A 22294-nucleotide genomic window follows, 5' to 3' on the forward strand; every position below is an offset into this window, starting at 1 on the left:
GACCAGGCTAGCCGGTCCGGCTCGACCTCCGCCGACAGGACCTCAGCGACGACCGAGGCGACGCTCGCCGCCGGCGCCGGGCTGGTACGGCAGGCCGTAGTGGGCGAACAGCTCGGGCTCGAGCGCGGCGTCCAGCTCGCCGTCGGTCGCGATGGACGGCGCGTCCTTGACCGCCTTCTTGTCGAAGGTCACGACGAGGTGCTTCGGCGTCACGGTCGCACCGACGAGCGGGACGAAGACGAGCTTCTTCCCGACGACGCCGGTCGTGACCGAGCCGAACGCCGGCTCCGACGTCGCCGTGTCGTAGTAGATGCTCTCCAGGGTCCCGACCTTGTCGTCCTGGTCGTCGACGACCGGCAGACCGATCCAGTCCCGGATGTTGGCTGCTTCGAACACGACGACTCCCTCCGACGGCCGGACCTTCCGCGCCGTCGGATCGACGCTACCGATCGGCGCTGGGTGCGCTGACGGCCGGTGCGACCCCGAGACCGTCGACGGCCGCGAGCACGTCCTCGGCCGTGACCGCCAGGATCGCGGGGTCGGGGTCCTCGGCGAACACGTCGCCGCGCCGGACCGTCGCGTCGGTGAGGACGACGTGCGGGCCCGACGCGGGCGGGCCCCAGGCCTCGGGCGGAGCGGGGCCGAACAGCACCACGGACGGGATGCCGTAGGCCGAGGCGAGGTGCGCGGCCCCCGTGTCCACCGTGACGAGGAGGCTCGCCGCCGCCACGACCGCGGCGAACGGCTGCAGGTCGAGTCGACCTGCGAGCACCGCCTCGTCGTCCAGACCGGCCGACTCCGCGACGGCCAGCGCGCGCTCGACGTCGTCCGCGCCTCCCGTCAGCACCACGCGGTGACCGCGCTCGACGAGCCCCCGCACCACGGCGGCGAAGCGGTCGACCGGCCAGTGCCGCGCACCGTGGAAGGCGCCGACGTGCACGACGGCCGCACCCTGCACGACGGCGGGGACGGCCGGGACCGCGATCGAGACGTCGTCGGGGTCGGCGGGCATGCCGTGCGCGGTCATGAGCCCTGCCCAGCGCTCGCGTTCGTGGACGTCGTCCTGCCACTCCGGGCCGTCCGGTGCACCGTGCCCGACGACGCGCCGTGCCTGCAGCGCGTCGATGAGCTGCCCGGACTCCGGTCCGGCACCGTGCAGGTTCACCGCGACGTCCACGACGCCGGTCGGTACCGCGATCGGGTGGTCGAGCCCGTGCTGGGCCAGGTGCACGTCGACGTCGGTGACGAGTTCGACGACCGGCGCGAGCCAGGCCGTCGTCGCGAGGGTGATCCGGTGTCCGGGGAACGCCCGTCGGAGGGCGTGCAGCGCGGGGACGGCAACGAGCAGGTCGCCGAGTTTGATCGCCCGGAGCACGACGAGCTCCGGGCGGCCGTCGGACGGGGGCAGGGTGGGAACGGCGGTCACGAGGCCCGACGCTACCGGCCTCCGGACGCCCCGTCCGCCACGCCCGGGGCGTTGTCCGCGGCGCGCCACCGGAGGCCACCCGGTTGGGCGAGCCCCGCGTCCGCCCGGTAGAGAGGGGTGTGGCCCTCTCCGACCGACCGCTGCGCGGCGTGCTCTTCGACCGTGACGACACCCTGGTGGTCGACGTCCCCTACAACGCCGATCCGGCCCGGGTCGTGCCGGTGCCGGGCGCCGCCCGCGCGGTCGCAGCGGCGCGGGCGGCGGGACTCGCGGTGGGTGTCGTGACCAACCAGTCCGTCATCGCGAAGGGCATGGCCACCCGCGAGCAGGTCGACGCGACGAACGCCCGGGTGGACGAGCTCGTCGGGCCGTTCGACGTCTGGGAGGTCTGTCCGCACGACCGCGGCGACGACTGCGCCTGCCGCAAGCCGCGCCCCGGCATGGTGCTCGCCGCCGCGGACCGGCTCGGGCTCGACCCGGCGGACCTCGTCGTCATCGGGGACATCGGCGCCGACGTCGGTGCGGCCGCCGCGGCAGGAGCGCAGGGCGTCCTCGTGCCCACCGCGCGCACGCTGTCGGCGGAGGTCGGTGCCGCGACCACGGTCGCCCGCACGATCGAGGACGCCGTCGCCCTCGTCGTCGCCCGCGCCGTGCCGGTGGCACCGTGACCGTCGGTGGCGTCCCGGGCGCCGGGCACGCCCGCGGACGCCGGGTGCTCGTCGCGCGCCTCGACTCGTTCGGCGACGTCCTGGTCGCCGGTCCGGCCGTCCGCGCCGTCGCCGCCCGGGCCGACCACGTCACGCTGCTGTGCGGCCCGCAGGGCGCCCCCGCCGGTGCGCTGCTGCCCGGGGTCGATTCGCTCCGGGTGTGGGCGGCGCCGTGGGTCACGGAGACCGTCCGCCCGCTCGACGACGACGTCCTCGCCGAGTTCCGGGCCCTGATCGCCGAGGAGCGTCCGGACGAGGCCGTCGTGCTGACGTCCTTCCACCAGTCGCCGCTGCCGCTGGCGATGCTGCTCCGGCTCGCCGGTGTCCCGCGGGTCTCCGGCGCGTCCGTCGACCACCCGGGCTCGCTGCTCGACGTGCGCCTCCGCCCCGGCGAGGACCTGCCCGAGGACATCCCCGAACCCGAGCGTGCGCTCCGCATCGCGGCCGCCGCGGGCTGGACCCTGCCCGAGGACGACGACGGCCTGCTCCGCGTGCGCCTCGGCGAGGGGGTCGTGGTGCCCGAGGCGGTCGCCGCGCTGGACCGGTACGTCGTGGTCCACCCCGGAGCCAGCGTGGAGGCACGCTCCTGGCCGCCGTCGTCCCACCGGGCACTCGTCGACGCGTACGCACGCCTCGGCGTCCCGGTGGTCGTCACCGGCTCCCCGGGCGAGCGCGACCTCACCGCGGCGGTCGCCGGCAGCACCGGCATCGACCTCGGTGGTCGGACCAGCCTGGCCGAGCTGGCGGCCGTCCTCGCCGGTGCCGAGGTCGTCGTCGTCGGGAACACCGGACCGGCCCACCTCGCCGCGGCCGTCGGCGCACGGATCATCAGCCTGTTCTCCCCCGTCGTACCCGCCGTCAAGTGGGCGCCGTACGCGGCGCACGTCGAGCTGCTCGGCGACCAGGAGGCACCGTGTCGCCTCAGCCGGGCGCGGGACTGCCCCGTCACCGGCCACCCGTGTCTGGCCGGTGTCGGCGTCGACGACGTGCTCGCGGCCCACGAACGGCTCATCGGGTGCGCTCTCCGGACGAAGCAGGCGTCCCTGCGAACACCGCCAGACGCTGATCGGTAGCGTGCGGCACTGCTGCTCCTCCTCCTTCTCCTCCCCTCCTGATCGACAGCGACCGAAAGGCAGTGCATGCGGATCCTCGTGTGGCACGTGCACGGCGGCTGGATGGACGCCTTCGTCCGCGGCCCGCACGAGTACCTCATCCCGACCACCCCGGAGCGAGACGGTTGGGGCCTCGGCCGCGGCGGCCGGGACTGGGGGACGAACGCCGTCGAGATCGCACCCGAGGACGTCGCCGACGCGGACGTGGACCTGGTGGTCCTGCAGCGGCCGGAGGAACTCGAGGTCGCGCAGCGCCTGCTCGGGCGCACCGAGTTCCCCACCGTCTTCGTCGAGCACAACGCGCCGCGCGTGGACGTGCCGAACAGCCTGCACCCCTTCCGCGACCGGGCCGACGTGACGATCGCGCACGTGACGCACTGGAACGCCCTCATGTGGGACTGCGGCTCCACCCGGACGACCGTCGTCGAACACGGCGTCGTCGACCCGGGCGCCCTGTACACCGGCGAGCTCGAACGCTTCGGCGCCGTCATCAACGAACCGGTGCGTCGGAACCGTGTCGTCGGCACCGACCTGCTCCCCCGCTTCGGCGCGGTCGCCCCCGTCGACGTCTTCGGCATGGGCACCGAGGAGCTCGCCGGGCTCGGCCACGGCGACCTGCTCGTCGGGCTCGGCGACGTCAAGCCGGACCCGATGCACGCCGCCCTCGCCCAGCGTCGCGCGTACGTCCACGCGAACCGCTGGACGTCCCTCGGGCTCTCGCTCATCGAGTCGATGCACATGGCGATGCCGGTCCTCGTCCTCGCGACGACCGACGCGTCCCGCACGGTGCCCGCCGAGGCCGGCGCGATCGCGACCGACGTGGAGGAGCTGGTGCGGGCCTCCCGGACGCTCCTCGACGACCCGGACGAGGCGCGCCGACGCGGCCTCGTCGCGCGGGAGGCCGTGCTCGCGCGGCACGCGCTGTCGCGCTTCACCGCGGACTGGGACGCCCTGCTCGATGACGTGCACACTGAGCACCACGCGCGGACGCGCGCGCCGCGTCCCGAGCGGGAGACGGAGACGGCCGGAGCCGCAGCGCTGCCGACCGGTGGGAGGAGCAGCTGATGCAGATCGCCATGGTCTCGGAGCACGCGAGCCCGCTCGCGACGCTCGGCGGCGTCGACGCCGGCGGCCAGAACGTCCACGTCGCCGCGCTGTCCGCCGCCCTGGCCGACCGCGGCCACTCGGTCACCGTGTACACCCGGCGGGACGACCCGACCCTGCCGGTGCGCGTCCCGCTCCGGCCCGGTGTGGACGTCGTGCACGTCGACGCCGGCCCCGCCACGCACGTGCCGAAGGACGACCTGCTCCCGTACATGGGCACGTTCGCGCAGGTCCTCGCGTCCGAGTGGGCGACCGACCGGCCCGACGTGGTGCACGGGCACTTCTGGATGTCCGGGCACGCCACGCTGGACGCCGTCAACCAGGTGCAACTGCGTACCGGCGGACCGCGCATCCCCGTCGTCCAGACCTTCCACGCCCTCGGCGTCGTCAAGCGCCGCCACCAGGGCTCGGCGGACACCAGCCCGGCGGAGCGCGAGTGGCTCGAACCGGCCGTCGGCCGCGGAGCCGACCAGGTCGTCGCGACGTGCTCGGACGAGGCGTTCGAGCTCAAGACCCTCGGAGTGCCCCTCCGCTCCATCTCCGTGGTGCCGTGCGGCGTCGACGTCGAGCTGTTCCGTCCGGACGGCCCCGTCGAGGAGCGCGGCCGGACCCACCGTGTGCTGACGGCCTCGCGCCTCGTGCAGCGCAAGGGCGTCGGCACGACCATCGCCGCCGTCGCCCGCCTGGTCGCCGAGGGCCGCGACGTCGAGCTCGTCGTCGTCGGCGGAGCCGGCGTCGCCGGGGCCGACCTGCCCGACGACCCCGAGTACCAGCGCCTCGACGCCCTGGCCCGTGAGCTCGGCATCCGTGACCACGTGTCCTTCCGCGGTCAGCTCGCGCAGGAGGCGATGGGCGCGGTGTACCGCAGCGCCGACGTCGTCGTCTGCGCGCCCTGGTACGAGCCGTTCGGCATCGTCCCGCTCGAGGCGATGGCGTGCGGCGTCCCCGTCGTCGCATCCCGGGTCGGCGGCCTCATCGACACCGTCGTCGAGGACGCGACCGGCCTGCACGTCGAACCCCGCGACGAGGACGGCCTCGCGGTCGCGCTCGGCGGGCTGCTCGACGACCCGGAGCGCCGAGCCGCCTACGGCCGCGCCGGTCGCCGACGTGCAGAGTCGAAGTACACCTGGCGGAAGGTCGCCACCGACACCCAGCGCGTGTACGAGCGCCTGGTCGCCGCCGACCGCGTCGCCGCCACCTCCCCCATCACCGAGAGGAACGCCCGATGACCATCGAGCAGACCGGGATCGGCACGACCGAGACCGGCACAGCCGGCCCTGCCGACGGCACGAGCACGCGCGTCGTGCTCGACCACATCGCCGCGTCGGTGCCCGTCATCGCGTCGCTCGTCGACCACGGCGAGCACATCGCCGCCTGGGCGGACGACATCGCGGCCCGCCTGGTCGCCGGCCGTCGGCTCCTCGCGGCGGGCAACGGCGGCTCGGCGGCCGAGGCGCAGCACCTCACCTCGGAGCTCACCGGCCGGTTCGACGGGGACCGCCCGGCGTACTCGGCGATCGCGCTGCACGCCGAGACCTCCGCCGTGACCGCCATCGGGAACGACTACGGCTTCGAGCAGGTGTTCGCCCGCCAGGTCCGAGCACACGCCCGCGCCGGTGACGTCGTCGTCCTCCTCAGCACCAGCGGCAAGAGCCCGAACCTCCTCGCCGCCGCCGCTGCCGCGCGTGACGTCGGGGCCCGGTCCGTCGCCATGACCGGCGCCCTACCGAACCCGCTCGCGAGCGCGGTCGACGACGTCATCGCCATCGACGGCCCGTCCGCCAACGTGCAGGAGGCGCAGCTCGTCCTCGTCCACGCCCTCTGCCGCGCCATGGAGCCCGCGCTCCGCCGGGGAGGCACCCGATGACCGACCGTCAGCTCCGCATCGTCGTCGTCGGCGACACCCTGCTCGACGTGGACGTCAGCGGCACGAGCGAACGGCTCAGCCCGGACGCCCCGGTGCCCGTGCTCGACGTCCGCTCGGAACAGCGCCGGGCCGGTGGTGCCGGTCTCGTCGCGACCATGCTCGCGAAGGACGGCCACGACGTCCGGCTCGTGACCGTGCTGGGCGACGACGCCCCCGCGGAGCGGCTGCGGTCGCTCCTGCCGGGCGTCACGATCGTCGAGGGCCCCTCCGGCGCACCGACTCCGGTGAAGACCCGGGTGCGCGTCGGGGACCACGCCCTCGTCCGCATCGACGAGGGGTGCGACACCCCGCCCGTCCCCGCGGTCACCGCTCAGATGCGTGCCGCGCTCGAGGACGCCGACGCCGTCATCGTCGCCGACTACGGCCGCGGCCTGACCGCCGCCGAGGAGATGCGCTCGGCGCTCACCGCCGTCGCGGCGCACACCCCGGTCGTGTGGGACCCGCACCCGAAGGGCGAGGCGCCGGTCGCCGGCGTCACCGTCGTCACCCCCAACGCGAGCGAAGCGCAGCGCTTCACCGGGCTCGGCAGCACCGGGGTCGCGTTCGCCACCGACGCCGCGGCGGAGCTCGTGACGCGGTGGGAGGCACACGCCGTCGCTGTGACCATGGGCGAACGCGGTGCCCTCGTCGGCCGCCGCACCGAGCGCGGGCTCGACTCGCGCTTCGTACCGGCGCCCTCCGTCACCGCCGGCGACCCGTGCGGTGCCGGCGACCGACTCGCCGCCGGTGTCGCCGTGGCCCTCGCCTCGGGTGCGGAGGTCGCCGATGCGGTGACCGCTGGGGTCGGCGACGCCTCTGCCTACCTCGCAGCCGGCGGCGTCGCCTCGCTCGTCGAGGGCGCACCACCCGCACCGATCGCGGTGCCGGGCGCCGACCGGGACGCCCTCCGGGTCGTGCACGACGTGCGGGCCGCCGGCGGCGTCGTCGTCGCGACCGGCGGCTGCTTCGACCTGCTGCACGCCGGGCACGCCCGCACCCTGTCCGCTGCCCGCGCCCTCGGTGACTGCCTGGTCGTCTGCCTGAACTCCGACGAGTCGGTCCGCGGACTGAAAGGTCCGGACCGCCCGATCATGGGGCAGGACGACCGCGTGGAGCTCCTCCTCGCCCTGGACTGCGTCGACGCCGTCGTCGTGTTCGACGAGTCGACCCCCGACGAGGCGCTCCGTCGCTTCAAGCCGGACGTCTGGGCGAAGGGCGGCGACTACACCGCCGACGAGCTGCCCGAGTCCGTCACCCTGGCGGAGTGGGGCGGCCGCGTCGTCACCGTCCCGTTCCACCCGGGCCGTTCCACCACCCGCCTGGCCGCCGCGATCGAACGCGTCGGCTGAGCCCCGCTCTCCCCCTCACGACCACAGCACCAGAACCGAAGGACATCCATGCCCGTCCCCACCACCCCCATCGGCCGCGTCCTCGTCACCGGCGGCGCCTCCGGACTCGGCGCAGCCGTCGTGGCCGCCGTCACCGAGGCCGGCGGCACCCCGATCGTCCTCGACCTGCGCATCGACGCGGTCCCCGAGGGCGTCGACGCCGTCGCCGTGGACGTCTCGGACACCGACGCCGTCGAGCGCGCCGTCCGCGAGGCCGTCGAGCGTCACGGTGGCCTCGACGCCGTCGTGACCGCCGCGGGCATCGACACCCCGGCGCCGATCGACGCGATCTCGTCCGGCAACTGGGAGAAGATCGTCGGCGTCAACCTCATCGGCACCGCGTCGACCGTCCGTGCAGCACTGCCGGCGCTCGAGGCCTCGCACGGCCGCGTCGTGACGATCTCGTCGTCGCTCGCCCTGCGCGGCGTCGGCCACGGCACCGCCTACTCCGCGTCGAAGTTCGGCGTCCGCGGGTTCTCGCAGGCCCTCGCCGCCGAGACCGCGGGCCGCATCGGTGTCACGAACGTGATCCCGGCGGGCATGCGCACGAACTTCTTCGCCGACCGCACCGAGCAGTACAAGCCGGGCCCGGACGCGCAGCTCATCGAGCCGGAGTACGTCGCGAACTCGATCATCTTCGCCCTCTCGCAGCCGGCCGGTTGCGAGATCCGCGAGCTGTCGATCATGCCGGCGACCGAGCCCAGCTGGCCCTGACCGGCGCACACGCCTGACGGACGGGAGGCCCGGTACCAGCTGGTACCGGGCCTCCCGTCCGCCTGCGGTGGCGCCGCGCGGGCGAAGCCGCTCAGGCGGTGGCCAGCAGGTCCTCGACGTCGGCGAGCACCCGGTCCGGCGTGACCTCGTCGACGAAGGACGGGTCGTGCTCGCAGCGCTCCGCGCTCCACCCCACCTGCGTGACGTCGACGTCACACACCGGGCAGCGGGTGACGAAGCTCATGAGCACGCGGTGCCGTCCCCGGTCGAGCGGACCGGCGTTGATGACGTTGCCGAACCAGAAGACGCCCACGGTCGGCGTGCCGACGGCGACCGCCAGGTGCCGGGGGCCGGAGTCGTCCCCGACCATGACGTCGGCGGCCGCGAGCACGGCGGGGAGTTCCTGGAGGGGCAGCGCGGCGGTCAGGTCGTGCAGCCGTGCGGCGACCTCCGGCTCGACCGCCTCGGAGACGGACGCCCGGATGCTCGTCGCGGCCGGTCGGTCGGAGTCGTCGCCCACGAGCACGACGTCGTCGCCGGCCTCGAGCCGGGCGATCGCCACGGCGGCGAAGCGCTCGGGGCTCCACCGGCGGCGCGGGTCGGTCGCGCCCGGGTGCATCGCGACCAGGCGGCCCCGCACCCCGAGTCGTTCCCGGACCGCGGCGCGCTCGTCGGCCCCGACGATGATCCTCGGGTCCAGGGTGACGGGTTCGGCACCGGCCAGCCCGACGACCTCGAGCGCGCGCAGCACCTCGTGCTGGTAGTAGACGTAGCGCACCCAGCGCTCGGTCGGGGTGGCGTCCTCGGTCGCGGTGCCGACCGAGTGCGCGGCGCCGAGGCGGAGCAGGAACGGGTTCGAGTTGCGCCCGCCGCCGTGCAGTTGGACGGCGAGGTCGAACCGGCCGGTGAGCCGGGCGAAGAAGTCCTCGAGGTCCGGTGCCCCGTCACCGCCGTCCCGCACACCGGGCGAGACGGGCAGTTCCTCGACGGCGTGCACGGCGTCCGTGCGCCCCGGCAGGAGCGCCGCCGCCATCGGCGTGCCGAGCAGCGTCAGCCGGGCCTCCGGGTACGCGGCCGCCAGGGCTTCGATGGCGGGCATCGCGAACATCAGGTCGCCGAGTCCCCCACCGCGGAGCACCGCGATCTCGCGGACCCCCTCGAACCGTTCGCCGCCACGTCCGATCTGCACCACGCCCGTCGTCCTCCTCGTGTCCGACGCGGTGGGTCGTCCGACCGCATCCCTTCGTTCCTACCCGGCCACGATGCGGTCGGTGCGCAGCAGCAGCGCACGGCCGCAGGAGCTGCGTCCCGTGGACACCGGGACGGATCCCCCGGGCGTGTCCAGCGGAAGAGGAGGAGCGTGGAGGGGCCGGTGCCGTGACACCGGACCACGACCGAAGGACGCACATGACGCTCGATGCCCCCACCCTGACCGCCCCGGCGACGGACGACCCGTCCACGGACACCATCACGGTGCTCGACCCCGTGACCGGCGAGGTGGCTTCGGTGACCCGCCGGAGCACGGCGGACGAGGTGCGCGACGCGGTCGCACGTGCGCGGGCAGCGGCCACCGGCTGGGCCCGCACCGCTCCGGGTGAGCGCGGCGCGGTGCTCCGCGCGGCTGCCGAACGGCTCCGCGAGCACGCCGACGAACTCGCGGCGATGAACACCCGCGAGACCGGCAAGGTCCCGGGCGACGCCCTCGGCGGCGTCGAGGCCGGCATCAACACGCTCATCCAGTACGCCGAGCTCGGTCCGCTGCACCGGGGCGAGGCGCTCCGCGGGAACCACGGCGCGGCCGACTTCGCCGTCCCGCACCCGCGCGGCGTCGTGCTCGCGCTGACCCCGTGGAACGACCCGGTCGCCGTCGCCTGCGGGATCCTCGGCGCCGCGATCGTCGCCGGCAACACGGTCGTGCACAAGGGCAGCGAACGGAGCCCGGGCACGATCGCGCTCCTGAACCGCCTGCTCGCCGCCGAGCTCCCCGAGGGCGTGCTCGTGGGGGTCGACGGTGACGCGACGACGGGCGAGCAGCTCCTCGCCGAGGACGGCATCGCGGTGTACGCCCACGTCGGGTCGACGGCGACCGGTGACCGCCTGGCCGAGGCCGCACTCCGCACCCGCGCCCATGTCATCCGCGAGAACGGCGGCAACGACGCCGCGGTCGTGGACGCCGACGTCGACCCGGTGTGGGCGGCGGAACAGGTCGCCCTCGGCGCCTTCGCGAACACCGGACAGATCTGCACGAGCGTGGAGCGCGTCTACGTCCACCGCGACATCGCCGAGGAGTTCACCGCCGCCCTGGTACGCGCCGCGGAGCGGAAGACCGCCTCGTCCGCCACCGACTTCGGTCCCCTCGTCGACGAGCGCCTGCGCACGACCGTCCAGGAGCACGTCGACCAGGCCGTCGACGCCGGCGCCCGCGTCCTGGTGGGTGGCACGGTGCCGGAGGGTGCCGGCACGTTCTACCCCGCGACGGTCCTCACGGACTGCACCGACGACATGCTCGTGCTCACCGAGGAGACCTTCGGTCCGATCGCCCCGCTCCGCGTCGTGGACGACATGGCCGAGGGGCTCCGCCTGGCCGCGGAGGACCGGTACGGCCTGGCCGCGACCGTCCTGACCGGCGACACCGCGACCGCGCTCCGTGCCGCCGCAGAGCTGCCCGTCGGCACCGTGAAGATCAACGCGGTGTTCGGCGGCGCACCGGGCGGCAGCGCCGAGCCCCGCGGCGCCTCCGGCTCCGGCTTCGGCTACGGCCCGCACCTGCTCGACGAGATGACGACCACCACGGTCGTGCACCTCGAGGCCGCCCCGCGTCGGACGAGCGCCCCCACCGCCGGCACCGCCGACGCCGTCGACCCGGCGACCGCGGGCAGCCACGACACCGACACCGCCACCGCCGAGGACGTCCGATGAGCGCCGACGTCCGGTCCGTCCGCCGCGTCGTGGACGCGGTCGCGGCGGAGCAGCCGGTCGTCGTGGTGGTCGGGGACGTCATCCTCGACCGCTGGACGGTCGGTGCCGCCGAACGGGTCTCGCGCGAGGCCCCCGCGCCCGTCGTCCGGGTCACCGAGACCATCGCCGTCCCGGGAGGCGCGGCGAACACCGCGGTCAACGCCCGCGCCCTGGGTGCGCGCGTCCGCATGGTCGCCCTGATCGGCGACGACGAGACCGGGCGGGTCCTGCGCGACCGGCTCGACGCAGCCGGTGTCGACACACGCTGGCTCGTCGCGGTCCCGGGAGCGACGACCACCTGCAAGGACCGCATCGTCGGGGGCGACCGCGTGGTCGTCCGGGTCGACGACCTGGCCGGACCGCCGAGCGCAGCGGACACGGCGCTCCTCGCCGAGGCGGCGGCGGCAGCCGTGCGCGGAACCGCTCCCGGGGACGCTCCGGGCACGCCGACGGACGCCCGTGCAGACGCCGTCGTCGTCTGCGACTACGACCTCGGCGTCGACGCGACCGCGATCGTGCCGGTCCTCGAGCGCGACCGCCCCACGACCGTCGTCGTGGACGCCCACGACCTCAGCCGCTGGCACGCCCTCCGTCCGGACCTCGTCACGCCGAACGCCGGCGAGGCCGCCGGGCTGCTCGGCCGCGACCTCGGACAGGGTGCCGACCGGGCCGCGACCGTGATCGCCGCACGCGACGAGGTCCTCGCCGTCACCGGCGCGCGGAACGTGGTCGTGACGCTCGACCGCAACGGCACCGTGCTGCTCGAGGCCGCCGGCACGGGGCACACGCCGTCGGACGTGCACCGCACCCGTGCCACGCCGGCGTCCGAGCAGCAGGCGTCCGGCGCCGGCGACACGTTCTGCGCCGCGGCCTCGGTCGCCCTCGCCGTCGGGACCCCGGTCCGCGAGGCCGTCTCCTTCGCCCAGGCGGCCGCCGACGTCGTGGTGCGCGAGGCCGGGACCTCGGTCTGTACGGCCGATGCGCTCGTGGCCTCGGTGTCCGCCCCGGCCGAGACCGTCGTCGACCACGACGAGCTCGCCGCCGCCGTCGAGGAGGCCCGTCGCGCCGGGCGCCGCATCGTGTTCACGAACGGCTGCTTCGACGTCGTCCACCGCGGGCACACCACGTACCTCCGCCAGGCGAGCGAGCTCGGCGACCTGCTCGTCGTCGCACTGAACGACGACGACTCGGTCCGTCGGCTGAAGGGTCCGGAGCGGCCGATCAACACCGCCGAGGACCGCGCCGGCGTCCTCGCCGCGCTGGCCTGCGTCGACCTGGTGACGGTGTTCGCGACCGACACCCCGATCCCGCTCATCGAGCGCATCCGACCGGACGTCTACGTCAAGGGCGGCGACTACTCCCCCGAGATGCTCAGCGAGACCGAGGTCGTGCGGGCCCACGGCGGCGAGGTCGTCATGGTCGACTACGTCGCCGAGCACTCGACGAGCGCCGTCGTCCGTCGCATCCGCGAGACCGCCGCCGGCACCGGCGCCGGCACCGGCGCGCCGACGGGAGACCCGACCGCCGTGTCCGGGGACGCATGACGCGCGGCGCACGGTGGTCCGGCGAGTGGGGTCGCCCGACCGCGGACCCGGCGGTGGGAAGCACCCCGGTCGACGTCGACGTCCTCGTCCCGACCGTCGGGCGCACGGCGGAGCTCGCCGCCACCCTCGCCGGCCTGGCGGCCCAGACCGACGTCGCGTTCCGTCTCGTGCTCAGCGACCAGTCCGCGACGGGGGACGCCGCGGCGCAGCCGGCGATCGCCGCCATGGTCCGCGTCCTGGAGGCCCAGGGCCGGCCCGTCACGCTGCTCACCCACCCGGAGCGGCGCGGACTCGCCGAGCACCGGCACTTCCTGCTCGCGCACGCCACCGCGGACGCCGTCCTGTTCCTCGACGACGACGTCTGGCTGGAACCCGGGTCCGTGCACCGGATGCTCGACGCCCTGCGCTCGCTCGGCACCGGCTTCGTCGGGAGCGCGGTCCAGGGGCTGTCGTACCTCGAGGACCGCCGTCCGCACGAGACGGCACCGTTCGCGCTCTGGGACGGCCCGGTCGTCCCCGAGGTGGTGCGCCGCGGCACGCCCGGGTTCGACCGCTGGTCCCTGCACAACGCCGCGAACCTGGTCCACGTCGCCGCCGAGCTCGACGTCGAACCGGGCGGCTGGTTGCCGTACCGCGTCGCGTGGGTCGGCGCCTGTGCGATGTACGACCGGGCCGCGCTCGAGGCGGTCGGCGGCTTCGGGTTCTGGGAGACCCTGCCGATCGGGCACGCGGGCGAGGACGTGGTCGTCCAGTGGCGGGTGATGGAGCGCTTCGGCGGCGCCGGCATCGTGCCGTCCGGGGCCGTGCACCTCGAGGCCCCGACCACGGTGACGGACCGCTCCGTCGACGCGCCGGACGTGGTCTTCGCGCACGAAGCGCACCAGCAGCACGCGGATCAGCACCCGGGCACCTGACCGATCGGGCACGCCACGCCCAGCGCCGCGCGGCTGCTGACAAGCGGTCGACCGTGCGGCAGGATCGACGCAGCGGCACGGACGAGGCCGGCGACGACCATGGGAACGAGGACGCGATGGCCACCTTCACACGCGGGTTCGGCGGACGCCGCCGGGACGCCGACGACAGCCGCATCCCGCCCGGACAGACGCTGGTGCAGGACTGGCCGGTGCTGTCGGCCGGCGCGACGCCCGAGATCGAGCCCTCCGAGTGGAACTTCTCGATCCGCACCGAGTCCGGGCTGCACACGTGGACGTGGGACGAGGTCCGGGCGCTCGGGCTCGAGGACATCACCGTCGACATCCACTGCGTCACGCACTGGACGAAGCTCGGCATGGCCTGGCGCGGGGTCCCCCTCGACAAGCTCTTCGCGGACGTCGAGACCTCGCTCGACTTCTGCATGGTGCACAGCTTCGGCGGCTACACGACGAACGTCCCCCTCGACGAACTCCTCGAGGGCCAGGCGTGGATCGCGTTCGAGGCCGACGGCGAACCCCTGACCCCGGAGCACGGCGGTCCGGCCCGGCTGCTCGTACCGCACCTGTACTTCTGGAAGAGCGCGAAGTGGGTGCGCGGCATCACCATGCACGCCGAGGACGAACCCGGCTTCTGGGAGAACGCCGGCTACAACATGCACGGCGACCCGTGGAAGGAAGAGCGGTACTGGTGACCCTGTCCAGCACCGACGGCGCCCCCGGCCTGGAGGCGCGAACCGGTCCCGTGACGCCGGCCCGCCCGCTCCGCCGCCCGGCCTGGCACCCGGCCACCGTCGCCGCGGTCTCCCCCGAGACCCCGAACGCCCGACGACTGGTGCTCGACGTGCCGACCTGGCCCGGCAACGACCCGGGCCAGCACCTGGACCTGCGGCTGACGGCGGAGGACGGCTACCAGGCGACCCGCTCGTACTCGATCGCGTCCTCCGGGGACGGCACGCGCGTGACGCTCGCCGTCGACCGGGTGGAGGACGGCGAGGTGTCCCCGTTCCTCGTCGACGCGGTCGAGGTCGGCGACGCGCTCGAGGTGCACGGCCCGCTCGGCGGCTGGTTCGTCTGGCGTCCGGGCGCCGACCCGGCGTCCCGCCCGGTGCAGCTCATCGCCGGTGGGTCGGGCGTCGTGCCGCTCCTGCCGATGGTCGCCGCGCACGCCGGTGCCGAGGACCCGACGCCCTTCCGGCTGCTCTACGCCGTCCGCACCCCGGAGGACGTCTTCTTCCGCGGCGAGCTCGAGGCCGCCCTGCGCACCGCGGACCGCGCGCCCTTCGACCTCGACGTCGTGTACAGCCGCCGCGCTCCCGAGGGGTCGTCGGCACCCGTCGGACGTCTCACGCGCGACCGGCTCGGGGCTGCCGTCCTGCCGCCGGACGCCGGCGCACAGGTCTACGTCTGCGGGTCGACGCCGTTCGTCGAGCAGGTCCTGCGCTGGCTCGGGGAACTCGGGCACGACACCACCGGGGTGCGTGCGGAACGGTTCGGAGGCGCCTGATGACGATCGTCGACGGCAATGCCCTGGCCGGGGACCTCGGCGGGGTGCTCGGGGTCGACGCGACCTCGGCCCGGCTCCGCTGCTCGGGCTGCGACACGACCGGACTCCTCGCGGTGACCCGGGTGTACCGGACCGCGATGGGCAGCGTCGCCCGCTGCCGCGGCTGCGACACGGTGCTCGTGACGGTGGTCGACGCGGGAGCGCAGCACTGGGTCGCCCTCCCCGGCGCGCGAGCCGTCGCGAACGACTGAACCCCCCGGCCGACCGGCCGAGGGGTTCAGGTGTCCTGCTGTTCCGAGCGGATGACGAGATTCGAACTCGCGACCCTCACCTTGGCAAGGTGATGCGCTACCACTGCGCCACATCCGCACGCTGCCCACCAGGGTGACCAACGTCGACAACTGTACCCGACCCGAGCGGTGAACCTGGCCTCCCGTCCGCGTGTCGGGCGTGCCGGACCTCGGAACGGCCGGTCGGGCTAGGGTCGGACGGGTGACGACGACGTTCCGACGCAGTTCCCCGTCCGCGCTCGGCATCGACGCCGCGGGCATCGACCAGCTCGTCTCCGCGCTCGAGGCCGCGCCCGGCGTGGAGCCGCACAGCCTCGTGGTCCTCCGCCACGGCGCGGTCGCGGCGGCGGGCTGGTGGGCACCCTTCGCACCGGATCGGCCGCACTTGCTGTACTCGCTCAGCAAGAGCTTCACGGCGGCCGCCGTCGGCATCGCCGTCCGCGCCGGGCTCATCGACCTGGACGCGACCGTGATCAGCCACTTCCCGGAGCTCGACGCAGAGATCACCGACGACCGGACCCGGCGGATGCGCGTGCGGCACCTGCTCGCGATGGCGAGCGGCCACCGGAGCGAGACGATCGACCGCGCCGAGGCGATCGACCCGACGAACACCGTCCGCGGGTTCCTGCTCCTGCCGCCCGACGAGGAACCGGGCAGCGTCTTCGCCTACAACCAGCCGTGCACGTACACGCTCGCCGAGGTCGTCCGGCGGGCCAGTGGGACGTCCCTGCTCGAGTACCTGCGGCCGCGGCTCTTCGCCCCCCTCGGCATCGACGACTTCTCGTGGCGCCGCGACGACACCGACGCGGAACTCGGCTACAGCGGCGGGTACACGACGACGGACGCGATCGGTGCGCTCGGCCAGCTGTACCTGCAGCGTGGCGTGTGGGAGGGCGAACGCATCCTCGACGAGGACTGGGTCGATCAGGCGACCAGCGCACAGGTCGCGAACCCGGACGAGGGGAATCCCGACTGGTCGCAGGGGTACGGCTTCCAGTTCTGGATGGCCCGGCACGGGTTCCGTGGCGACGGTGCCTACGGCCAGTTCTGCGTCGTGCTGCCGGAGCAGGACGTGGTCGTCGCGATGACCGGGCAGAGCACCGACATGCAGGCCGTGCTGGACGCGGTGTGGGAGCACCTGCTGCCCGCCGTCGACCGCGCGGGCGCAGCGGACGCAAACGAGAGCCTGCAGGCCCGACTCGCCGGGCTCGCGCTGCCTCCGCTCGTCGGCGAGCCGCTCGGCATCCTGCCCGCCACCCCGCCGTCCTCGCCGTCGCCGGTGGACGGCGACTCCGGACTGGAGGCCGTGCACCTGACCCAGGACCCGTCCGGCCGCTGGGTGGTCACCCTGGTCGATGCGTCCGGCGAGGTGACCGCACCTGTCGGTGAGGGCGAGTGGCTCGTCTCGGGTGCGACCGCCACGAGCGGGGCGCGCACCGAGGACGTCGTGACGGTGGACGTGCGGTTCGTCGAGACGCCGCACCTGCTGCACGTGCGCGTCGACCTGGCCGACGGAGCGATCACGGCCGTCTGGGAGACGCAGCCGTTGCACGACGGCGTCGCGACGCTGCGTCGGCCGGACTGATCGGCCGTCCACCGGGGTACGGTCGGAGCGTGGCTGGGCCCTCATCGCTCTGCTGGTGCGCTGGGGCACGCGACGGAGCGGACAGCGCCCGTCTGGGACGATCGGACCATGCCCACCGACGGACGACCCCTCGAGCGCCTCGGCTTCCTGACCATCGGGACCTTCGACCCGGCTCGCCCCGGAGCCGGTCACGAGGACACGCTCCGCGTCATCGAACGCGCCGAGGCCCTCGGCCTCGACAGTGCGTGGCTCCGCCACCGGCACCTGCAGCACGGTGTCTCCTCCCCTGTCGCCGTGATGGCGGCCGCATCGCAGCGCACCCGGCGCATCGCCCTCGGCACGGCCGTCACGCCGATCGGCGCCGAGAACCCGTTCCGTCTCGCCGAGGACCTCGCGACCGTGGACGTGCTCCTCGGTGGCCGCCTCAACCCGGGCTTCTCCGTCGGGACCCCGATGCACTTCGACCTCTACCGCGAGGCGATCTACCCGGACACCGCCGAGCACGAGGACCTCGGCACCGCCCGGCTCCTCCGCTTCCGCGACCTCGTGCGCGGTGACGCGGTCGTGCCCGTCGCCGCGCGGCGCGGGTCCGAGGAGTTCGACACCACAGTCCAGCCGCACAGCCCGGGGCTCGTCGACCGGCTCTGGTACGGGACGGGCAGTACGGCGTCGGCCGTCTGGGCGGCCCGCAACGGCTTCCACCTGCTCACCTCGAGCGTCACCCGGAGCGAGATCGGGATGGACTTCGCCACGAACCAGCGCGCCCAGGTCGACGCATACCTCGACGCACACCCCGACCCCGCCTCCGCCCGGGTCTCCCAGGGACTCGTGGTGATCCCGACGGACACCGCGACCCGGGAACAGGAGGCGCGGTACCGGGCCTACGCCGAGCGCCGCGCCGACCGTGTCGGCGTCCCGACGGGTCCGGCGGGACTGTTGTTCGCCGCGGACCTCGTCGGCTCGTCGGTCGAGATCGCGGACCGGCTCCGTGCGGACGCGGGGTACCACGTCGCCACCGAGGTCGCGTTCGCCCTGCCGTTCTCGTTCGAGCCCGACGAGTACGCGCAGATCATCTCGGACATCGCCGAGCGACTCGGGTCGGAACTCGGATGGACACCGACCACCAGGGTCTGACGCGAGGCCGCTCCCGGCCCGGATCGTCACGTGCCTGCCGAGCGCCCGACGGCGCGAGCCTCCGGGAGCGACGAACGCCCCGGCCGGTCTCTGTGGTCCAGGAAGCGCGCTACCGCTGTGCCGATCGCCCAGATGGGTTCCGCCGGAGCGGACTGGAGGTGGGGACGGGATCCGAACCACACGGCGCGCTCTCCGGCGCGGCGCGTCCGCCGTGGCTCAGCGGGCCGTTCCACCGTCCCACGGACAACGATCCCCGGCGGCCGAAGCCCCGGTGCGTCGGTCCACACCGCCGCCGTGGTGGGCGGCGCGATGACCGGTGACCCGGCGGCTGGAGTCGACCCCGGTCCGACGCGTGGACGTCAGGCGGGCCCGACGGGTCCGCGCCGGTGACCGACTGCGTGAAACCCACTCATGCGCGATCCGAGGTACCGCTTCGCCGTCGCGACGCTCGGATGGACGCCACCGTTTCGATGGGACGCACGGACGAAACGGGTCCGTCCCTCCCCAGCCACGCGAGCGCTGATGCGCTCCCCGACCCGATCACGAAGGAGGCCGCCGATACGTCTCGCCCTCGACCGGTGTGGGACTCATCGTACTGTGGTCGTGCCCGGCCGGCGGCTGGTCACGAGGCGAAGGACGCCGGCGACGGCGAGGACCACCCCACCGACGACTGCGCCCAGCATGCTCAGCAGGAGCAAGAAGCCCGCGCCGATGTTCGCGCCGCCGTCGAAGCCACCGGCGAAGACCAGCACCGTGCCGGCGACGGCGACGAGGCCGGAGACAGCGGCGATGATGCCTCCGACGAGGGTGAGAGTGCGAAGACCAGTCATGGCGACAGCGTAGGCGGCGAGGACGCCGCGCCGTTCGGACACGCACCGAGGAGGCATTGCTCGCAACGGTGGAACGCGGCGAGGTCCTTCCGGTTGCCCCCCGCGGGGCTCGACCCGCGGATACAGCACCAGGTGTGAGTCAGAGGTGCGGTGCCGAACGTCGCCGCGCCTCCCGTTCGCCACGTGGACGTGGACTGGGTGCAGGTGTGGGTCGACGACGACCGGGTACCACTGCCACGACCCGATGCCGACGTCATCGACCGTGTGCTCGACCTCCGGAGGTCCTCCGCCGCGTGCTGCTGCTCTCGAAGAGCTGAACGATGCGGCGAAGGCGCTCGAAGGTGAACGGAGCGCGCGAGTTGCTTCCGGTCCTTCTGCAGCACTCAGTCCGGCGCGTCAGCGTTCCCGACCTTCAGATCGAGGACGTCGACGACACCCCTCTGCCGCCACACGACGAGATCCGCGCGGAGGCGAGTCGGTTCACCTTCGACGGCGTTGCAGAACCGCTGGCGTCGCACCGATTCCACGAGTGCACCATCGCGGTGGAGGATGGCGCTCCGGACGTATCGCTCGCCCGTCAGAGCTTCGCGGGAAACGCGGAGCGGCGTCCGATCACGGTGAGCAAGACCGCGACTGCCCCGAAGGCGACCATCACCACGGCGAGGACGAGGCCGTCGAAGACGGTGAGGAGTGCGGCACCGAAGATCCCGGCGGCGAAGATGGCGATGTTGAACGCGACTGGCAGGAACGCGCTGGCAACGTCGGCGTTCTCGCCGCCTGCTGTGGTGAGGGCTGCTTGCAGCTGCGTGGACGCTCCACCGAAGCTGACGCCCCACAGCACCGCTGCGATCAGGATCGCGACGGTTGAGGTGTGGCCGACGAGGAGGATCACGCCGGTGACCACGAACAGTCCTGCGCTGGCATGCAGCAGGGGCCTCGGGTGCCGATCCAGGAGTGCGCCGGTGATGACGACACCGGCGATCGCGGCGATGCCGTAGACCAGCAGCATCAGTCCCGCGCTGACGCCGGTGTCGGTGGCGCGCAGGTACGGGGAGATGTACGTGTAGATGGTGTTGTGAGCGAGCATCCACGTGGCGATGACGGCCAGGATGATCGCGATGCCGCGGATGCGGAACACCTTCGCGACGGAGAGCTTCGCGGCGCTGGTCTGGCCGGGGGCGTCGGGGACGAACACGGCGATGAGGGCGAGGATCACGACGCCGATGAGGCTGAGGCCCGTGAACGACCACCGCCAGCTCAACGCGTTGCCGATGAAGGACCCGAGGGGCGTTCCGAGCGCGAAGCCGACGGGCGCGCCGGTGGAGACGATCGCGAGGGAGATGCCGGCGAAGCGAGCGGGGCTGATGCGGCGGGCGTAGGTCGCGAACATGCCCCAGATCGTTCCGGACATCGCACCGGCGATGAACCGGGTGATGAGGGCCACGGCGACGTTCGGCGCGAAGGCGGTGAGGGTGTTCGCGAGGATCAGGACCGCGATCGCGGTCATGATCAGCGGCTTCCGGCGAAGCCCTCTGGTGAGGGCGATCGCCGGGACGGTGGCGATGACGGTGCCGATGGCGTAGGCACTGACGAACAAGCCGACGGTGCCTTCGCTGGTGTGCATGCTGTCCGCGATGACGGGCAGCAGCCCGGCTGGCATGGTCTCCATGGCGACGAGGACGAATCCGATCGCAGCGAGGAGGGCGAGCGGGAACCAGGGCAGGCGGTCACGCCCGGTGTCGGGGATCGTCGGCTGGCTGGACGTTGTCGTGGTCACGGCGAGGCTTTCGTTGCAGGATCGGCTGTGGGACGGCCGAAGGCATGGTGGAGAACCCCGCACGCCAGGAGCGGACGGGGTTCGTGCAGGGCGCTGCCAGCTGTGGGTGACGGCTCGCGCCTTCTCGGCGATCTGTTCGGTGGCCGCCCACGACGCGAGCAGTCTCAGCGCGTCAGCGGTGGGGCTGCCGGGCACAGCGGGGTAGACGGTGAGGGTGTGGCCGGGAACGTCTTCGAGCTCCATGCCTTGGAAGGGCAGCTCGAGCAGGCCGACGACGGAGTGGTTCAAGCTCTTCGCGCCGGAGTAGTGGCGCCGGACGTCGTGCGCCGCCCACCTGGAGCGGAACTCGTCGCTGCGGACGGAGAGTTCCCCGACGAGCGCGGCGATACCTGGGTCGTGGGGGTTCCGGCCGGCGTCGCGGCGGAGGATCGCGACGTTGACGTTCGCTGCGCGATCCCAGTCGGGGTAGAAGTCGTACGCGCGGGGGTCGAGGAAGATGAACCGGGAGTGGTTCGCGGGCCGGGCCGTCCCGCGGTACATGTCGGAGTACAGCGCGAACCCGAGGGTGTTCGCGGCGATGACGTCCATCCGGTTGTTACCGACGATGGCAGGCGCGTCGGTGATGGCGTCGAGCATGTACTGCACCGTTGCGGGCAGTTGCGCCGCGGCCGATGTGGTCTTCGCTCGTGCGCGGGTCGTCGTGGCGTTCGCGTCGCGTGCGAGGTCGAACAGGTGGTCATGCTCGGCACGGTCCAGGCTCAGCGCCGACGCGATCGCGTCGAGGACGCTGTCGGAGGCGCCGGACAGGTTCCCGCGTTCGAGGCGGGTGTAGTAGTCGACGCTGACGCCGGCGAGGCGAGCAACCTCCTCACGGCGCAGCCCGGGGACACGGCGTCGGGTGCCGAACTGCTCGACGCCGGCCTGCTCCGGCGTGATGCGCGCCCGGCGCGACGCCAGGAAGTCACGCACTTCAGCTCGGTTGTCCATACCCACCACGGTAGGCGGTGATCCTCCGGGTCAGAGAGGGTCTGCAAGACCCCGTTTAGGCAGAACCTCACTACCCGTGCGATGACAGCCGTTCGATGGTGATGACCACGAATCACCCGAACGATCGGATCCGCATCTGATGCTCGCCACGATCATGCATGCCGCCCGCGAGGTCCGCGTCGACGAGCGTGACGAGCCGACCATCCAGCAGCCCACCGACGCGATCACCAAGCTCGTCGCGGCCTGCGTCTGCGGATCCGACCTCTGGCCGTACCGCGGTGACGACGCGGTCGATGAGCCCGTCCCGATGGGTCACGAGTACGTCGGCTCATCCCGCGCGGCATCGGCGGCGGAGAGCCCTCCCACGAGCCCACCGTGCTCGCAGACACGATCTGG

At 73.6% G+C, this 22294-nt stretch carries 21 protein-coding genes, 1 tRNA gene and 1 pseudogene; 15 read left to right on the forward strand and 8 right to left on the reverse strand.

What is annotated here, in order from left to right:
• Nucleotides 1–42: 42 nt before the first annotated feature.
• Both DEI91_RS08580 and DEI91_RS08585 read right to left on the reverse strand, forming a co-directional pair.
• Nucleotides 43–396 carry a PRC-barrel domain-containing protein gene (locus DEI91_RS08580; RefSeq protein ID WP_111051877.1) on the reverse strand — a complete coding sequence of 118 codons (354 nt, stop codon included), beginning with the start codon at nucleotides 394–396 and terminating at the stop codon, nucleotides 43–45.
• A 46-nt stretch (nucleotides 397–442) separates the two neighbouring features.
• A complete protein-coding gene (locus tag DEI91_RS08585) occupies nucleotides 443–1426 on the reverse strand; it encodes a glycosyltransferase family 9 protein (protein WP_111051878.1) in 984 nt (327 codons plus the stop codon).
• 119 nt (nucleotides 1427–1545) lie between these two features.
• Here DEI91_RS08585 and DEI91_RS08590 point away from each other — a divergent pair, with 119 nt between their 5' ends.
• The 7 genes from DEI91_RS08590 (at nucleotide 1546) to DEI91_RS08620 (ending at nucleotide 8357) form a co-directional block, all read left to right on the forward strand.
• Nucleotides 1546–2094 (forward strand): HAD-IIIA family hydrolase, encoded by a 549-nt coding sequence (locus DEI91_RS08590; protein WP_111051879.1) that lies wholly within the window; start codon nucleotides 1546–1548, stop codon nucleotides 2092–2094.
• The gene (locus DEI91_RS08595; protein WP_111051880.1) at nucleotides 2091–3206 is read left to right on the forward strand and encodes a glycosyltransferase family 9 protein; all 1116 of its coding nucleotides are present in this window, start codon (nucleotides 2091–2093) and stop codon (nucleotides 3204–3206) included. The genes DEI91_RS08590 and DEI91_RS08595 overlap by 4 nt, the downstream gene beginning before the upstream one ends.
• A 66-nt stretch (nucleotides 3207–3272) precedes the next feature.
• Nucleotides 3273–4310: a glycosyltransferase gene (locus DEI91_RS08600; RefSeq protein WP_111051881.1), complete on the forward strand. Its 1038-nt coding sequence runs from the start codon at nucleotides 3273–3275 to the stop codon at nucleotides 4308–4310.
• Nucleotides 4310–5578 (forward strand): glycosyltransferase, encoded by a 1269-nt coding sequence (locus DEI91_RS08605; protein WP_111051882.1) that lies wholly within the window; start codon nucleotides 4310–4312, stop codon nucleotides 5576–5578. Before DEI91_RS08600 ends, DEI91_RS08605 begins: the two co-directional genes overlap by 1 nt.
• Entirely contained in the window at nucleotides 5575–6216 is a 642-nt protein-coding gene (locus tag DEI91_RS08610; RefSeq protein ID WP_111051883.1) for an SIS domain-containing protein, read from the forward strand. The genes DEI91_RS08605 and DEI91_RS08610 overlap by 4 nt, the downstream gene beginning before the upstream one ends.
• The gene (locus DEI91_RS08615; RefSeq protein WP_111051884.1) at nucleotides 6213–7604 is read left to right on the forward strand and encodes a PfkB family carbohydrate kinase; all 1392 of its coding nucleotides are present in this window, start codon (nucleotides 6213–6215) and stop codon (nucleotides 7602–7604) included. The genes DEI91_RS08610 and DEI91_RS08615 overlap by 4 nt, the downstream gene beginning before the upstream one ends.
• 48 nt (nucleotides 7605–7652) lie before the next feature.
• Complete coding sequence (locus DEI91_RS08620) at nucleotides 7653–8357, forward strand: SDR family oxidoreductase (RefSeq protein ID WP_111051885.1); 705 nt, start codon at nucleotides 7653–7655, stop codon at nucleotides 8355–8357.
• A 91-nt stretch (nucleotides 8358–8448) separates the two neighbouring features.
• Here DEI91_RS08620 and DEI91_RS08625 read toward each other — a convergent pair whose 3' ends face one another.
• A complete protein-coding gene (locus DEI91_RS08625; protein WP_111051886.1) occupies nucleotides 8449–9549 on the reverse strand; it encodes a glycosyltransferase family 9 protein in 1101 nt (366 codons plus the stop codon).
• A 215-nt stretch (nucleotides 9550–9764) separates the two neighbouring features.
• Between DEI91_RS08625 and DEI91_RS08630 the strand changes: the two genes are divergently transcribed.
• The 6 genes from DEI91_RS08630 to DEI91_RS08655 all read left to right on the forward strand — a co-directional run bounded on the left by DEI91_RS08630 (nucleotide 9765) and on the right by DEI91_RS08655 (nucleotide 15546).
• Entirely contained in the window at nucleotides 9765–11276 is a 1512-nt protein-coding gene (locus DEI91_RS08630) for an aldehyde dehydrogenase (protein WP_111051887.1), read from the forward strand.
• Nucleotides 11273–12859 carry a D-glycero-beta-D-manno-heptose 1-phosphate adenylyltransferase gene (rfaE2, locus tag DEI91_RS08635; protein ID WP_111051888.1) on the forward strand — a complete coding sequence of 529 codons (1587 nt, stop codon included), beginning with the start codon at nucleotides 11273–11275 and terminating at the stop codon, nucleotides 12857–12859. Before DEI91_RS08630 ends, rfaE2 begins: the two co-directional genes overlap by 4 nt.
• Nucleotides 12860–12912: 53 nt before the next feature.
• Nucleotides 12913–13773 carry a glycosyltransferase family 2 protein gene (locus DEI91_RS08640; RefSeq protein ID WP_258374359.1) on the forward strand — a complete coding sequence of 287 codons (861 nt, stop codon included), beginning with the start codon at nucleotides 12913–12915 and terminating at the stop codon, nucleotides 13771–13773.
• 116 nt (nucleotides 13774–13889) lie between these two features.
• On the forward strand, nucleotides 13890–14483 hold the full coding sequence (locus DEI91_RS08645; RefSeq protein ID WP_111051939.1) for a molybdopterin-dependent oxidoreductase: 594 nt from the start codon (nucleotides 13890–13892) through the stop codon (nucleotides 14481–14483).
• Entirely contained in the window at nucleotides 14480–15295 is an 816-nt protein-coding gene (locus tag DEI91_RS08650; RefSeq protein ID WP_258374360.1) for a ferredoxin reductase, read from the forward strand. The genes DEI91_RS08645 and DEI91_RS08650 overlap by 4 nt, the downstream gene beginning before the upstream one ends.
• Nucleotides 15295–15546 carry a DUF6510 family protein gene (locus tag DEI91_RS08655; protein WP_111051890.1) on the forward strand — a complete coding sequence of 84 codons (252 nt, stop codon included), beginning with the start codon at nucleotides 15295–15297 and terminating at the stop codon, nucleotides 15544–15546. The genes DEI91_RS08650 and DEI91_RS08655 overlap by 1 nt, the downstream gene beginning before the upstream one ends.
• Nucleotides 15547–15592: 46 nt before the next feature.
• Here the strand turns inward: DEI91_RS08655 and DEI91_RS08660 are convergent.
• Nucleotides 15593–15664 (reverse strand) — tRNA-Gly (locus DEI91_RS08660).
• A gap of 123 nt (nucleotides 15665–15787) precedes the next feature.
• Here DEI91_RS08660 and DEI91_RS08665 point away from each other — a divergent pair.
• Nucleotides 15788–17170: a serine hydrolase gene (locus DEI91_RS08665; RefSeq protein ID WP_111051891.1), complete on the forward strand. Its 1383-nt coding sequence runs from the start codon at nucleotides 15788–15790 to the stop codon at nucleotides 17168–17170.
• 108 nt (nucleotides 17171–17278) lie between these two features.
• Nucleotides 17279–18304, forward strand: coding sequence for an LLM class flavin-dependent oxidoreductase (locus tag DEI91_RS08670; protein ID WP_111051892.1), 1026 nt, complete (start codon nucleotides 17279–17281; stop codon nucleotides 18302–18304).
• A 587-nt stretch (nucleotides 18305–18891) separates the two neighbouring features.
• On the opposite strand, the gene DEI91_RS08680 is transcribed toward DEI91_RS08670, so the two are convergent.
• From DEI91_RS08680 to DEI91_RS16670, 4 genes and pseudogenes are all read right to left on the reverse strand, one after another.
• Nucleotides 18892–19134 carry a hypothetical protein gene (locus DEI91_RS08680; RefSeq protein ID WP_146244239.1) on the reverse strand — a complete coding sequence of 81 codons (243 nt, stop codon included), beginning with the start codon at nucleotides 19132–19134 and terminating at the stop codon, nucleotides 18892–18894.
• A 577-nt stretch (nucleotides 19135–19711) separates the two neighbouring features.
• Nucleotides 19712–20974 (reverse strand): MFS transporter, encoded by a 1263-nt coding sequence (locus DEI91_RS08685; protein WP_111051941.1) that lies wholly within the window; start codon nucleotides 20972–20974, stop codon nucleotides 19712–19714.
• A gap of 36 nt (nucleotides 20975–21010) precedes the next feature.
• A pseudogene (locus DEI91_RS08690) lies at nucleotides 21011–21898 on the reverse strand (helix-turn-helix transcriptional regulator); the annotation flags it as partial.
• Nucleotides 21899–22010: 112 nt separating this feature from the next.
• Nucleotides 22011–22214 (reverse strand): hypothetical protein, encoded by a 204-nt coding sequence (locus DEI91_RS16670; RefSeq protein WP_258374361.1) that lies wholly within the window; start codon nucleotides 22212–22214, stop codon nucleotides 22011–22013.
• Nucleotides 22215–22294: the final 80 nt, after the last annotated feature.

The sequence above is a fragment of the Curtobacterium sp. MCBD17_032 genome, assembly GCF_003234855.1.
GTDB lineage: Bacteria > Actinomycetota > Actinomycetes > Actinomycetales > Microbacteriaceae > Curtobacterium.